Below are 14,548 nucleotides of genomic sequence, written 5' to 3'. Positions count from 1 at the left end.
ACTCAGCCGGGCGCTATCCCGCTCGACGGGATCCACGCCACTGCTCGACAGGCGGCTCGCACGCGCTCGGGGTTGCCGGAACAGGAACTGGGCCCTTTGCTGGCAGGGCCCACAGGTTCCCCAGCGGCGGGGGGCTGCAGTCCAGGCACTGTTCGTGGTAGCAGTGGCCGCAGGCGTAGCGGACGGCGGGCGTGCAGGTGCACGTCTCGGGATACGGGTTGTACACCGGCGGCGCCGGTATCGGGCGGGCTGGGGCGGTGAGGACGGCGTTCACGGGCGTGTCCTTCGAGTTGGTGAGTGGGGGGCCGGTCCGGGGTTGCCGCCCCGGACCGGCGGTGGGGCAAAACGGCGAGCGGGCGTGGCTCACGCGGTCGGCGACCGCGTCAGGCGTCCGCGCTGGGCGGGTCGCGGTCCCAGGGACCGAGGACAGCCCGCGGCTTGCTCGCCCCCTGTGCGTGTTCGCGTCGTGCGGCCAGCAGCAGATCGAGGATCCGCCGGCCCTTGACCTCCGCCTGGTGGCGCAGATCTGCGGGCATCTGGACGGGGAGCACCACCCGCCGCGACCGCAGATCGACCTCCAGCGTCACGGTGCGCACCAGGGTGCGGGCCTGTTCCTGGCCGACGTACAGGTGCAGCCGCGCCTCGACCCGGTGGTCGACGGGGGTGAGCTGTACGTACTCGTTGGCCCAGGAGAAGTTCTCGACGTCGGGGGAGAGCTGCACCCGTGCGGGAACGGTGCGTCCGGTGGGCACGTCGCGGTCGTTGAGCGGGGCGGTGGGGTCCTTCTCCCGGCGCGTGACGTGCTCGTGGAAGGGGTACCAGCCGGGCCCGTAGAAGACGGCTCGGGGTTCCAAGGCGTACGCCCAGTCGCCGAGTTCCAGCTTCACGCCGAACGAGTGGCGCTCGTTCTTCGGGGCGACGTGGAGGTCCAGGGACGGGACTTCGTGTGGAGGTGGGGCCGGAGCGAAGTCGGGAGGCGCGGGCAGGTCGGCAGGGGTGAACGTCGTGCGGGTGTTGCCCACCTCGTCCGGGACGAAGCCATCGAGCATCACCACCTTGCGGACCATGCGGGGGACGGCGCGCTCGCGCCTTGTGACGCGCAGGGCCACGGCCGAGCCCTCGGCGGCGATCAGTTCCTGGAAGTCCCAGTCCGGCTGTGCCGCGCTCAGGTCGTGTTGCACCGTGCGCAGTGCCCGGGAGATGCGGCGGCCGAGCGGGTCTTCCGGGTCCGGGCGGCGGGTTGCGGGCAGGACGAGGGCGGCGTCGGGGTGCCACTGGTCGGACAGGACCTGCCACGGTCCGGGCTGCAGCAGCGAGGCGACCTGGCCGGCGAGCTGTGCGGCCTCGGTCAGCTCGCGCAGGACGGCGGCGGTGAGGCGGGCGGTGGACGGAGCGTCCCACGGGCCGCCCAGGACCAGGCTGAGTCCGCTGCCGGGGCTGCCCAGGGTGACGCTGAGCCGCTTGCCTTCCAGCCAGGCTTCCGCATGCCCGAACCGGACGAACAGTCCCGGCTCGCCCGGCCGTTGGAAAGGGGCGCCGGTGGTGAGCAGGCGGGCAACGGCCTGAAGGGGCGGGTGGGCGTCGCGGGCGTCGGGCAGGGCCGGGGCGTAGCGGGTGACCGCGTCGAGGATGCGCGACGTGACAGGCGTCGGGGTGTGCGCGCTGATGCGCGCGGTGCAGATCCGCGCGGGGCCGGTGGGCGACGGCGCGGCCAGAGCGGCCTCAAGCTGGCCGTGCCGCTCGCGGGTGCGCAGGGTCAGCCGGTAGCCGCCGGGCAGGTCTGCGCGGGTGCGGTCACGTCCGCGCAGGTGGTGTTCGACGATGGTGTCGGAGATGGCGTAGGTCGGAGAGGCGGGCTCGAACGCGTACATGGCGCAGGCCTCCAACGGCGGCAGTAGGCGCGGGTGTGCGGGGGCGGTCAGCGGGTGATGCGGGACCGGGCGCGGTCGGCCTGGACGTGGACGGCATCGGCGTGCGCGGCGGCGCGGACCTTGTCGGCCCACTCGGCGGCGCGCTGGGCCAGTTCGGCGAGGCGAACGAAGGCGGCGTCCTGGTGCTGGCGGGCGCGGTCCATCAGCGCCGCGTGCTCGGCGGTCAGCTCCTGGGCGGTGTACGCGGCGATCGCCTCGACCCCGTGGCGGCGGGTGACACGCCCGAAGGGGCAGGCGCCTTCCTCCTGCTCGATGACGGCGAGGTCGGCGGCGGGCCAGCCGGTGTCCTCGTCGCGCGGGCCGAGCTGGATGTCGAGGACGCACACCGCGTCCGCATCGTGCAGGCCGTCACCGTGGTAGCGGATGTGCGGCCGGGGCACGGGGCCGGTCTGGCGTTCGGTGTGCGCGCGCCACAGTTCGGGAGAGGGGTCCTCCTCGTCCTGGTGGAGGCGGTGAAGGTAGGAGACCAGGGCGGGCAGCTGCCAGGCGGGGGAGCCGAACGGCGCGGCCGGCATGGCGAGAGCGGCCCGGGCGATCAGGCCCGTGTGGTTGCTGACGGCGGCCTGGGCGACGAACAGAGAGGCGTTGAGGCGGAGTTCGGAGCGGAGCATGGCGAGGCCTTCCGGGCGGGCAGCGCGCAGAGAGGGAAGGGGGAGGGGGCCCGGGCCGGACCTGTCAGGTCCGGCCCGGGCAGCAGGTCAGGACGCGTCCTCGGAGTCCTCGGCGCTCACGCCGTCCGGGGTGTCCTCGTCGGCCTGGCCGTCGCTGTCGGCCGCGTCCGGCTCGCCCTCCTGGTAGGGCTCGTCGTCGACGATGGCCTGTTCGACACTGGAGAGCGGGTAGCCGATCTCCGCAAGGAAGGACAGCCACGTGCGGGCGTCCTCCCGGATCTCCCGCAGCTCGTAGACGGCGGAACGGGCTGTGCTGTCGGTGCGCCAGGTGCGGACCTCGCCCATGCGCTTCTCGAACGTCGCGGCCAGCACCGCGAAGTTCAGCAGGGTGAGCTTGGCCGGGGTCGCCGACTTGGCGCGCTCGGCGGGCTGGTCGTAGCCGGTCAGCTCCTTGACCAGGTCCCGGCGGCCCGCGTCGCCCACCCACTGAGCCACCGGCTTGGGGCAGGAAAGGAGCTGCTCGGTGATGAACGCGGCGAGCGGCTTCGGCGCGGTCTTCCGGCCGATGAGGTCCTTCAGCCACGCCTGCCGGGCCTTCTCGGCCGCGCGGTAGGCCTTGTTGCCCGCCTTGACGTACTCGCGCGACGGCTCCGACGGCTTGGCCGCACCCGCCGCATGCGGCGGCTCCTCGTCCTGGTCGCCGTCCGCCTCGGGGGCGTCCTCCTGGGGCGGGTAGTGGCCGAAGCACTCCGGGTCGGTGCAGAAGTAGTCCACCTCGCCGGGCTCGCGGGGGTTCTCGGCCCAGGTCGCCACGTGGCCGGGGCAGTCGGCGTGCGCCTGGGCGCTCATGGGCTCGCCGTCCGGGCCGTCCAGCTCGCTGACCGGCTCGGCGGTCTGCGGAAGCGTGTCGCCGTCCTCGGCCAGCCGCACCCCGGCCGCCTGCAGCTGCGGGCGGACCTGCTCACGGGCGCGCTGCTCGGCGCGGTCGTCGCGCTCCCACTGCACCTGGAACTCGAAGCGGCCCTTGGCGTAGGCGTCCAGCAGCCGGTCAACGGCGGCGGAGTCGTCGTCGAACTCGCCCAGCACACCCAGCACTTCGAGGTCGAGGTCGTACGTACCGGCTTCGGCGAGCGCCGAACGGGTCCGCTCGCCGACCGACTTGGCGGTCTTCACCGCCTGAGACACGTCCCTGCGGGAGCGGCCGGTGAGCTCCGCCACCCGGGCCTGCTTCATGCCCGCGCCGACCGCGCCGAACAGAGCGTCGGCCTGCTCCAGCTCGGTCAGGCCACGGCGGTAGTCGTCGTCGTTCTCGATCAGCTGGTCGATGAAGTCCTCGCCCGCCTCGCGCAGGGACGGGTCGAGCACGTACGCGGGGACCTCGATCGCGTCCTGCTCCGCCTCGGTCTCCTTGGTGGCCCGGGCGGCGAAGTAGCGCCGGTGGCCCATCTTCAGCTCGTAGGTGTCCTCGCCGAGCGGGAGGACCACGACGGGGACCTTCACGCCGTTGGCCGCGACGGACTTGAGGAACTTCTCGTCCAGGTTGAGGTCCTGGCGGACGTTGTTCTCGTTGACGCGGATCTGGCCGAGCCGCAGGGTGACCCGCTGCATCGGTGTGGTGGTTGCGGTGTCGCTCACGGATTGCTCCTCGTGCGATCGGTTGGTGTTGAGCAAGTTGCCGCTTGCTCGTGAAATCAATTATACGCCATTCAGCCCGTGGAGCAACACCTTTTTTCTGGGGGAGTGCTGGGGAACCGTGCTGGTCAGGGGTGCCTTTCGGGAGCACGTGCCTGCGGCGGGGCGGTCAGGTCTCGGTCACCGTCACCGGAGGCAGGCCCATGTGGGCGGCCCACGCTTCGGCGGCGGCGTGCAGGGTGCGGAAGCCGGTCGGCCAGATCGGGTGCCGGGCCTTCTGGGTCGCGTAGACGTAGGTGAACACCTGCGGTCCCAGGCCGTGAGCATTCTGCAGGCGGCCGGCCAGATGGGGGTGCTCGGGGCACCAGATGCGGTAGCGGCCCAAGGCGTCGAGCCCGTCACGGAACACGTCACCGTGCTCCAGGTGGACGGCGACCGGCTCAGGCCGGGGCGGGGTGGCCCGTACACCGGCCTTCGTCAACGCGGTGGCGAACCCGGCCTTGTGGAGGTGGGCGGCGATGTCGGCCCGCACCCGTAGCCAGGTGTCGCGGGCCGCTCCGGGCCTCGGCGGCTTGCCGAGATGGCGTCCGATGAGCAGCGTCACGTGGGCGGTCCCGTCCTCGCCGGAGTGGTCGACGGACACGGCCACCTGCTCTGCGGTGAGCTGCTGGCGCTTGAAGGCGGGGAAGCGGCCCTGGGGCAGGGCGCGGCGGGTGGCGCGGACGTACCAGGACGGTGCACCGGGCCGGTAGGGGCAGCGGTGGCGGGCGGGCGGCGTGCTCATCGCGCGACCTCGCCGGAACGGCCGTCCGGGGCCGGGGCGGTGTGCCGGATCACCTCGCCGTAGGCCTTCATGACAGCCTCGGTCGCCTCGTCGTCGACGTAGCGGAAGGTGACGATGTTGAGGCTGCCGCCGAGGACCTGCGCGGTCACCCGCTCGATGCTCCCGCGCTCGTACTCGACGATCGGGGACGGTTCGGCCCGGATGACCTCGGCTCCCGGGACCAGCGACACGAGGAGATCCGCCACGGCGGCCCGGGCTTCGGCGTGCTGGCGGGACTTCTCGTTGGCCGCGAGCACCTTCGGGTACGTCTCGTCGTAGACCGGCAGCAGCTTGGTACGGACGGCCTGTTCCAGCGCCCTGCCGCCCCGGTCTGCGCGCATCTCCGTACTGGGGCGGTGCCGTTGCATCAGGTCGTACGACGTGTCCGGATAGGCGACCCACGCCCGGACGTAGCCCTCACGCCGCGCGGGACTGATCTCGACGCGCCGCCCATCGGGGTGTTCCAGAACGGCACCCTCCTTGCCGGACCCGGGTCGGTCAGGGGTACCGACCGCATGGCGTCGCCGCTGACGGTGTAGTCGTCGGTGACGGCGGCGTCGTGCAGAACCGAGTCGATACGGGACAGCACGCTGTCGTGGCTCACCCGCCGTTCGCGCGGCGAGCCTGGGCGGTGCCGGACGGGCTGCTGTTCCTCCGGTGAGCTGTGGCCGTGGTCGGCCGGGGCGGGGCCGGTGAGCGACGGGGCGGCGTCCTCCTCGGCCACCATCGCCGCGTGCACCTCGAGCACCGTCCCCAGGGCCGCGACCCTCCCGGCGTCTCCGGCGGCCTGCGCCTCGGCCCGCTCCTGCTCGAACTCGTCCCGGATCTGCTCGCGGCTGTAGCCCTGGGCGAGCTTGACGCGGACGGCCTTTCCCACGAGATCGACCGCCAGGGCGGGCAGATGACCGGGCAGGCGGTCACCGTCCGGCACACCGGATGCCCGCCCGTGCCGGGCGAGCGTGCGCGCCGCGCTGCGGTCCTGCGTGCTGGTCGGTCCGGCGGCCTGGTGCGCGTGGCGGGAGCCGGGCGCGGCGGTGGGGGCCGCGGGAACCTCGGCGGCCGGCTCGTCGTCCGCCGGGGTGGCGGGCTCCTCGGCGGTCAGGACGTAGAACCGGTTGGAGTGAACGTGAACCGTCCACTTCTGCCCGGGGGTGTCCTCGGTGAGCCGGGCGCGCCGGTTGCTCTCCCACGCCTCGAAGGCGGCTGCCGGGTCGACCGGCACCATGTTGCCGCTGTCGGAGTCGTAGGCCTGGCAGGTGCGGGCTGCCGTGCGGATCTCCGCCACGCGCTTGGTCCAGTTCCGCCGGATCGTGGTCATCGTGCGTCCTCCTGTATCGAGTGGTGCCGGATGAGTTGCCGCTCAATCCGGTAGGGGCCGGGCGCCGTGGTCGGCGCCCGGCAAGTCGGTCAGGCCCGGGCGGCCGAGTCGGCGGTGCGCAGGGCCTCGCGGGTGGCGTCCAGCAGCGTCACGGAGATGCCACCCGCCTCCAGGTCGGCGGCCGTCATGCGGCCTGCCGACAGGTCGCAGAGCAGGTTTCCCAGGCAGACCGACAGGGCGCCGAGTTCGTAGCGCAGGCCGTGCGGGGTGACCGTGCGTGCGCCCACCAGGAACCCGTGCCGGTCGTAGGGGGCGGCGTTCACCAGGTCGCGCACGGTCGGGTAGTCGTCGGAGGTGCACCCCCGGAAGCGGGTGGCGCGCAGGAAGGCCACCATGGCGCGGTCCATGCGGAAGGTTCCCGGCTTGGTGTGGTCGTCCTCGGCGGCGGCCTCGACCAGCCGTCCCAGGGGCTTGGTGGCGGTCCATCCGGAGTTCGCCGGGGTGGTGTCCTTGCCGTGCACCTCGGCGTTGCGGACGTGCGCATACCTGCTGTAGACGGTGCTGCCGCCCGGGCGGCACTCCTCGCGTCCGGCCACCGCCTCGACCAGCCAGACCGGCTCCGAGCCGGGCCGGTAGGCGGTGAAGTCCTCCCGGTCGAAGACCAGCGTTCCGGCGGTGATGTCGTGTCCGTAGGCGCCCATGTGCGGTTCCCTGTCTGCTCGTTGCGTGTCGGTCGGCGGCCGGTGAGTTGCCGCTCACATGCAAAATCAATAATACACCCTCAAGAGGCTGATCAATCCCCTTTTCAGAACAGGGTGTCCCCGCCGCCGTCGCCGAACCCGGCCGACTGCGCGGCTGCGGGTGTGACGCTGGTGGTCTCGGCCGTCGGCCTGGGTGGGCGGCTGACTGAGGCTTCCCGCTCCGTGCGCGCGGCCTGCTCGGCCTGGGCCTCCAACTCGTCCTCGTCGCGGTTGTGCACCACGATTTCGACGGCCGGTGAGGCGTCGCGCCACTGGTCGCGGAAAAGGTCCGTAGGGATGCCGGGGTTGGGGCGCAGCTTGATCCCGGTCTCGCGGTGGAAGCGCTCGTACGCGGGCGAGTCCTGCGAGACGAACCCGGTCTCGATGCGGAACGGGGCGGATTCCCTCGGGATGATGAACGCCCCCCGCCGGGCCAGGGTTTCAGCGACCGCGATCACGTGGAACTCGAACAGCGGTCCCCGGTACCCGGGGGCGTTGAAGCTGCGCTTGATCCGCCCGAACGGGGGGTTGCTGATCGCGCAGTCGAAGGAACCGAGGTTCATGCCCGGCACGTCGAGCACATCGGCGCAGATCCACTGGGCCTCCGGCAGGATGCGCCGCCCTACCTTCACGTACTCCGGGTTCTTCTCCACGCACACGATCTCGCGCGGCGGCAGACGCTCCCAGCGCCGGTTCCAGTAGTCGCGGGCGTGCCAGGCCAGGCGTCCGATGCCCGCGCACAGGTCGATGATCCGGTCACCCGGAACCACGTGGTGGAGTTCGCCGGCGAGCTCGGCCGGTGTGAAGAACGCGCCGTCCAGGGTGCGGCCCATGTTCGCGGACTCGTGGAAGTGGTCGAGAACGAATTCCCGCTCCTCCTCGGTCAAGTCCCGTTCCAGGTCAACCAGTTCGCACGCTCGGTTGTGCTGCTTGGTCTGCTCCTTGCTGAGCTTTCCGGCCATGGCATGCCGCCTTTCGCGGTGGTGTGGGGGAGCGGTCCTGACGCGGTTGTCCGGACCGCTCCAGGGCGGTCGTGAGTTCGGTGGGGAGCGATGGCTACGGCGGCCGCGCTGCGCGCCAGCAGGAGGCGTTCGTCAGGTGTCGGTCGGCGGCTGGAAGCTGCTGCAACGGCCCCACCCGCGCGCGGGGTCGTGCTCCGTCTCGTACCAACCGCACGTCCCGCACCGTGGCCCCCATGCCTGGGGCGGGGCGGTGGGTTCGGCGATGTACACGTCTGCGGACTTCCAGGGGAAGCCGCGGGGGGCGAACTTCACGGACTCGTCCGGCATGAGCAGTGCCCAGCCGTCCGGCCAGTCGATCGGGCCAGGGCGCGTGGCTTCGGCAACTGCCTCACGGACGGCTGCTTGCGTCCAGACCTGCGGAAGGCGGCCGTGTCCGGTGACCCGGTACGCGTCGGCCGTGATGTACCGCTCCGGGTGGGTGATGATGACGCCGGAGTCGCGATCCGGCGTGAATGTGATCGCTGAATGCCCGTTGGTCTGGCGGTAGATGATCGTTTCGTCGTCTGTGATGGTGGCCTGGCTGGACAGCCAGAATTTGAGTGATCCGCCGAGGAATGCGCGTACCGCGTCGCCGCTGAGGTGAGGCCGACCGTATCCGGGGGCCTCCCGCACGGGGATGCCGGTGTCGTCGTGGTGGATGGTCTGCGTATAGCGCGCGTACATCCGCGCATCGCGGACCAGGATGCGCGGACGGGGCGCGCCGTCGTACCACTGCGGCAGCGGCACAGTCTCCAGTTCTGTACCTGGCAGCGGACTGCCGGGCTGGATCCATCCCGCTTCCTTGCCCGCTCGGCACATGGCGGGCGCGTCACGCACCCACGCGAGGAATTCACCGAAACCGCCGGCATAGCGGCCGTTGCGCTCGGACATCTCTCCCCAGTAGGTGCCGCCGTACCAGACGCACCGGGCGGTGAGTTCAGCGACCGTGGTCGGCGTCTGGAATGCACCGGTCAGGGTGATCGTGCGTACGGGGGCATCTTCCACGATGCCCTGGGAGGTGACGGTGACGTCCCACCCGTTCGCGGTCGCTGCCTCGACCAGCGTGCGCGCCCGCGTGGGCAGTTTGGCGACCTCGGCGGCGGACGGTGCGGCGGGACGGGCCGCGGGGGTGTCGCCGGTCGGCTCGACCCTGGGGCCGGCTCCGCCGTCCGTCTCCCACGCCTCGACGGTGCCTGGGTCGGTGACGGCGCCCGGGTCCGGGCGATCGCCGGTGAGCTGAGAGGGGAGGTGTGTGGACATGGGGGCTCCGCTCGGTGGGCCGGGCGCCTGGGGCGCCCGGCCGGTCGGGTGTCGGTTCAGGCGGTGGGGGTCGGCTCGGGCTGCGCCGTGGTGACGGTCGGGTTCTCGGCGCGCAGGTCGGCGGCGACCGCGTCCATGAACCCGGTGTCGGCCTGCTGGTCACGGCTGCCGGGGGCGTACCAGTACTGGTTCTTGCGGTGCCACTTGAAGCCGTGGCGCTTGAGGACCTCGGCGGCGCCGTCGCCCAGACGCGTACCGGTGACCGTCGTCCCGTCCTCGTCCGTGTGCTGGAGCGCGAGTCCCTCCGCGCCCTCGTCGCCCTGCTCGCGGGCGTTCGCCGGACGGGTGGCCTGGGCGGCGGCCTGCTCCTTGGCGGCGGCCCAGCGCTGGGGAAGGACAACATCACTGGCGATCTGCCACATCTGCTGCGGGGCCCAGTTCTCCTGGATGACGTGGCCGTCGACGACGCAGGCGGCGAGCATGCCGCTGGTGGGGGGGCTCGGCGCCGTCGTGGGCCTCGGACCACAGGACGGCGGCGGCCTTCAGTGGCGTCGTCGGAGACGTCCCGGTGAGTGTTGATGCCGTCGACCAGCGGCTTACCGGTGACCTTCCGGCCCTTGACGGTGACGGTGACCGTGTTGTCGGTGGACTCGTAGCGGTCCTCCATGCCGTTGAACTGCGCGCCCTGCAGGGGGCGGGTGTGCTCCTCGACGTCGGCCGTGGAGGGGCCGTCGGTCCAGTAGACGGAGATCCACGCGGAGGCGGTGCCGGTGCCCTTGCGCACGCTGAACTTCACGCCGGGGAACGCCTTCTTCAGGCGGTTACGGAGCTCGGCGGCCACGTCCTTGGTGTCGATGTAGTCCATGCCCTGTCCTTCTGCTGCGAGTTGGGTTGGTTGCGGGTGAGTTGCCGCTCACCCGTAAAATCAATAATACGCTCTTACTGGGGAGGGTTCAACGCTTCGTCCGCATCAGTTGGCGAACCCGGTGACGGGGCGGGCTCCGGGGTGATGTCGCGCGGGTCGGCTGGGATCGCCTCGCCCGCCAGGGCGGCCCGCATCTGCTCGGCCGACATGCGCCCGCTCACCTCGTTGTAGGGGAGCGTGTACGTGCTGCCCTTGTGCCGGGTCTCAGCGGTTGCCGCGCGGGTGACCACGCGGCATCCGTCGACGGCGCCGACGGCGCCGCCGTCAAACGCGGCGTGGATGTGCGGCACGGTCGCCGTCTTGGCGTTGACCCGGGTCACCTCGTACCAGGACCCCCGCCACCGCACGAAATCACCCTTGATGAAGTCGGCCCGACCCCACACCTTGAAGCCGCGCCGCTCCGCCTCCTTGATCGTCTCCGCCCAGTACGTCAGCTCTTCGTCGTACTCGGCCAGACGGCGTGTCAGCTCCTCCCGGCGCGCCTCGGACGGCTCGCGTCGCCACACATCAGCCGTACGGCCCTTGTCGTCAACGCCGTCACGCTCCCGCAGAACGCCGCGCCGCTCCGCCTCCAGTTTCTCGATACGGCGCAGCGTGCGCCCCGGGTTCTTCCGGTACCGCTCGTAAGCCTCCGCCGCCTGGGCGCGGTTGGCCCAGTAACCGGCCCGCTCGCCCTCGGCGATGCTCTTGCGCATCGCGTTGTGCATGCGCTCCTGGTCCCGGCGGGCGCGCCCTTCCGAATGGTGACCTACCAAGATCGGCTGACCCATCCAGAACCGTTCGCCGATCCGGTCCGAGGCATCCCGCGCCGACTGCGACGATGCCGCCGCCCGTCCGGCCCGGTCCGCGTACCGCTCCGCCCGGTCCTCGGCCGCGTCCACGCGGGCGGCCTCCCGCTCGGCAAACGACATGCCCTCTTCGATCACCACAGCGCACGACAGGCCGAGTGCGCGCACCGCGTCCGCAGCCCGGTTGATCTTCCATCGGTCGGCGCCCTTGTAGCGGCTGCCACGGATGAAGATCCCCGGGGTACGCCGGTAGGACCAGCCCAGCGGGCGCAACGCTTCCCACACGCCGTCACCCTTGGCGGAGCCCTCAACGGTGGTGCCGTCTTCGTGGGTGTGCCGGATGACGATGTCCGCCGCCTCGGCCTCCTCCTCCGCTTCCACGATGTCCCCGGGCAGGGTGAGCGCGCGCAGTGCCGCCGGTGAGTGTCCCATGACCCGTGCGGCGCATTCGGCGCAGCGCGGAGCACAGCCGGGCACGTCCCACAGCAGCACCCCGAATCCGCCACACGTGTTTGCCGCCGCGCAGTCACCGCGCCCGGCAGGCTTCGCCCAGTCGATCGGCATAGCCGCCACAGCCGCCGCGGCGGGGGCCGGGGTGTCGACGTCCGGCACCGTGCCGCCCTCTGTCTCCCACACGTCCGCCCCGGACGGGTCGGACACCACGTCAGCCGCCCGCGCGGACACCTCGTCACGGGTTGCCGGCGGGGGGAGCTCTCCGCCATCATCCCGCGCGAGCGCTCCGCCCTCGCTCTCCCACCCGTCCATGCCGCCGGGGTCGCTCACACCCTCGGGGGCAGGCGCCGAGCTGCTCAGCGCGACCCGTGCGAGCGTGCCCGGCTCCGCCGCATGCTGCACCGTCGCCAACATTGAGGGATCTTGGTGCTTGCCCGACCGGCCCACCCGGACCGGCGCCGACCACAACGGCGTGCGCTTGCCCGTGACCCGCCGACCGGTAACCCACACCGCCGAACGGTCCTCACGGAACACCCCGCCGTCCCACACCGCGAGCAACTCATAGGCGAGCGGCTCACCGTCCTTGACCGCGACACCGGCGACGCGCACCGCCACCATGCCCCCGTCAGTGCTGCGCTGCATGGCCACCGTCCAACCGTTGGCCATGGTCGTTTCCGCAAACGACACGGCAGCCATGGGCAGCCACACCCCGGGCGCCGTCTCACTCTCCGCCACGACGTCCCCCGCCGTGTCCCACGTGGCGAGCGTCTCGCTATCCAGGGGCGAGCCCTCCGCCGGAACCTTCGGAGCCTTCCACGGCTTGACGTCCAGCCCCTTGACCGAGGCGGACGCCTGGCCCTTCTCGACTCCGGCCGTACGTCCGTGCGTCTTCTTCGACGGGAGGTCACGGCCGATCAGCGCGCGGCCTTCATCTCGCGCGGCCACGGCATCGGCCAACAGGTCGACGAATGCCCGACGCTGCTCGTTCGCTTCCCCGTGCCTCACGTCCGGGTTCACGTCGACGTCTGCGGGAAGCTCGAACATCACCGCCGTACCGCCGTCGGCGGACACCCACGCCCCGCGGCCGGCCGGAACATCCCCGGACACGGCACGCGCCAGGAACGCACGCGCTGACTTCGACCGGTGCCCCGGTTCCGCCGCCTCCGCCTCCAGGCCGGACAGCTCACGCTCACACCGCCGGACCGCATCCCGCGCATTCATCCGCCGCGTATCCGCCGCCCACGACGACTCACGGGCACGCTCCGACCACCCGCCGGACGTCTCGTAATGCACGACCACTCGCTCACCCAGCACACCAGCCGACCGGCGTACTTCCTGGTGCAGGTCGTGCGCATCCCGCCGCCACGCCGCGCAGGTCTCCGCGTGCTCCTCCGCCACCGTCAGCCGCTGACGCGCCACGGTCAGCGCACGGCGCGCGCGCTCCGTCAGCCATGCCCGCGACACTCGCACCGTGCCCTCATACGGGCCACGGAACGCCACCGGGAACACTCCACCTGCGTTGCCGTGGCAGATCGCCGGCAGCACCTCAACCGCGCCCCCGTCGGTCTCCCACCCGTCCACCCTGCCGGGGTCCGACACGACGTCGGGCAATACCGCCGGACGCTTCACCACGACCGGCGCACCCTCGGCCGGACCGGCGTCCGCCGCCACCTCGGGCGCCTCCCCCGAGTTCTCTTTTGACGCGTTCGCCTCCGCGCGCTGGTCAGCCGCGGGGGCGGCGTCACCGGCTGGAACCTCGGCCTCCTCTGCCGGTCGTTCCCATCCCGGGCGGGTGATTCGCAGCAGGAACGCCGATGCTTCCGGCCGCACCCGTCCAGCAACCGCGCGCGGTTCCGGCGCACGCTCCGCGCACGCCTGGGCCGACGGCACGTCAAGCCCGAACCAGCGCACGACGGCGAGAGAGTCACGCGCTTCCCAACGGGCCGTGTCGACGTCGCCCCGCCCGTACGCGGACTCTGCGCCCTCTGCGCACTCTTCGACCTCACGGACCGCACCCCGGGCGCTGTCGTACTGCTCATCCGTCAGCCCGTCCCAATCGATGCGCTGAGCGAACGCACGGACCGTGTCCAGGGCAGCGCGCGCCATGCCGACCGACACGGCCGTTTGCGCGTTTTCCTCCGCCCTCTCCGCCGCCCGCTCCGCATGGATGGCGTACACGCGCGCCGTCTCGGCCGTCGCCCGTAGCACTGACGCGGGACGCTCGGCGATCACGTACGCGATAGCAGCCCCCGTGACCTCACCCCACGTACCGCGCACGTCCCCTGTCGGAAGGGTCACGGTGTGTCCGCCGCCCGACTGGAAATGGAAGCGGAACGGGAACCGCTCACCGCACACGGACAGTTCCGAGAGCAGGTCGGAGCGCCGGAACTCACCCTCGTAGCGGTCGCCCAGCGACCGCGCTTGCATGGCTTCCGGCCACTCCTCCGCCGCCCTACGCGCGCGCTCGACTTCCGCCACGGACGGCGCCTTACGGGCACGCTTCCGGGGGGCCGAAGTCTCCGCCGCGGTCTTGGCCGGAACGGGCGCCGGAGCGTCCGCCCGGTCCGGCGCGGTCGGCTGTGTGCGGGCGGTGGGGGCCTCGGCGGCCACCAGGTCGCCGACGGCGCGCCATGCGATGCCTTCGGCGGTCTGCTGGCCGTTGCGGGTGAGGGTGGCGCCGTCCCAGCGGTGCCCCCGGGCGGTGAGTCGCCATACGCAGCGCAGGACGGTTTCACTGGCTTCCTGGCGGGCGGTGAGCACCAGGGCGCAGTGTCCGGGCTGCGTCTGGACGGTGGCGGTCCATCCGGCCTCCTCGGCCTGGGCGGTGAGGCGGGCCAGGTTGCGGGGGAGCTCGGCGGTCGGGGCGGTGGGTGCCGGCGCTTCGGCAGGGGTCGGGGCCGGCTCCTGGGCTCGGGTGCGCGAGCTGCTTGCGGGGTGCGTGGTCGTGGTCATGGCGGGTCACTCCTGGTCGGGTTGGTGCCGGGTGAGTTGCCGCTCACACCGGGAGGCAGGGCAGGGGGAGGCAGGGGCGTTCCCGCCGGGGCCGGTCGGGCGACCGGCCCCGGC

Annotated in this window: 11 protein-coding genes and 1 pseudogene; all 12 read right to left on the bottom strand. The window is 72.0% G+C overall.

The features are described 5' to 3' along the window. Positions 1–383: 383 nt before the first annotated feature. The 12 genes and pseudogenes from B5557_RS00775 to B5557_RS00725 all read right to left on the bottom strand — a co-directional run bounded on the left by B5557_RS00775 (position 384) and on the right by B5557_RS00725 (position 14,434). Positions 384–1,871, bottom strand: a complete 1,488-nt coding sequence (locus B5557_RS00775; RefSeq protein WP_079657300.1) for a hypothetical protein — start codon at positions 1,869–1,871, stop codon at positions 384–386. 47 nt (positions 1,872–1,918) lie between these two features. Continuing rightward, positions 1,919–2,542 carry a hypothetical protein gene (locus B5557_RS00770; protein ID WP_079657299.1) on the bottom strand — a complete coding sequence of 208 codons (624 nt, stop codon included), beginning with the start codon at positions 2,540–2,542 and terminating at the stop codon, positions 1,919–1,921. An 87-nt stretch (positions 2,543–2,629) separates the two neighbouring features. Continuing rightward, entirely contained in the window at positions 2,630–4,177 is a 1,548-nt protein-coding gene (locus tag B5557_RS00765) for a ParB/RepB/Spo0J family partition protein (RefSeq protein WP_159424297.1), read from the bottom strand. A 166-nt stretch (positions 4,178–4,343) separates the two neighbouring features. Continuing rightward, positions 4,344–4,958, bottom strand: a complete 615-nt coding sequence (locus tag B5557_RS00760; protein ID WP_079657297.1) for a hypothetical protein — start codon at positions 4,956–4,958, stop codon at positions 4,344–4,346. Continuing rightward, positions 4,955–5,338 carry a hypothetical protein gene (locus tag B5557_RS00755; RefSeq protein WP_079657296.1) on the bottom strand — a complete coding sequence of 128 codons (384 nt, stop codon included), beginning with the start codon at positions 5,336–5,338 and terminating at the stop codon, positions 4,955–4,957. The genes B5557_RS00760 and B5557_RS00755 overlap by 4 nt, the downstream gene beginning before the upstream one ends. 26 nt (positions 5,339–5,364) lie before the next feature. Then, positions 5,365–6,315 carry a hypothetical protein gene (locus tag B5557_RS00750; RefSeq protein WP_079657295.1) on the bottom strand — a complete coding sequence of 317 codons (951 nt, stop codon included), beginning with the start codon at positions 6,313–6,315 and terminating at the stop codon, positions 5,365–5,367. A gap of 89 nt (positions 6,316–6,404) precedes the next feature. Further along, positions 6,405–7,016 (bottom strand): hypothetical protein, encoded by a 612-nt coding sequence (locus tag B5557_RS00745; protein WP_079657294.1) that lies wholly within the window; start codon positions 7,014–7,016, stop codon positions 6,405–6,407. 104 nt (positions 7,017–7,120) lie between these two features. Next, positions 7,121–8,017 (bottom strand): methyltransferase, encoded by an 897-nt coding sequence (locus B5557_RS00740; RefSeq protein WP_079657293.1) that lies wholly within the window; start codon positions 8,015–8,017, stop codon positions 7,121–7,123. A gap of 132 nt (positions 8,018–8,149) precedes the next feature. Further along, a complete protein-coding gene (locus tag B5557_RS44615) occupies positions 8,150–9,316 on the bottom strand; it encodes a hypothetical protein (RefSeq protein ID WP_079657292.1) in 1,167 nt (388 codons plus the stop codon). A 56-nt stretch (positions 9,317–9,372) separates the two neighbouring features. Then, positions 9,373–9,798 (bottom strand): hypothetical protein, encoded by a 426-nt coding sequence (locus tag B5557_RS44610; RefSeq protein WP_079657291.1) that lies wholly within the window; start codon positions 9,796–9,798, stop codon positions 9,373–9,375. Between the two features lie 86 nt (positions 9,799–9,884). Beyond that, positions 9,885–10,181: pseudogene (locus B5557_RS46035) on the bottom strand (LPD29 domain-containing protein); the annotation flags it as partial. 74 nt (positions 10,182–10,255) lie between these two features. After that, entirely contained in the window at positions 10,256–14,434 is a 4,179-nt protein-coding gene (locus B5557_RS00725; protein ID WP_079657290.1) for a DUF3560 domain-containing protein, read from the bottom strand. Positions 14,435–14,548 lie beyond the last annotated feature (114 nt).

This window comes from Streptomyces sp. 3214.6, assembly GCF_900129855.1.
Taxonomy (GTDB): domain Bacteria; phylum Actinomycetota; class Actinomycetes; order Streptomycetales; family Streptomycetaceae; genus Streptomyces; species Streptomyces soliscabiei.
The sequence above is the reverse complement of the archived record's forward strand: the minus strand, read 5'-3'. Positions and strand labels throughout refer to the sequence as shown.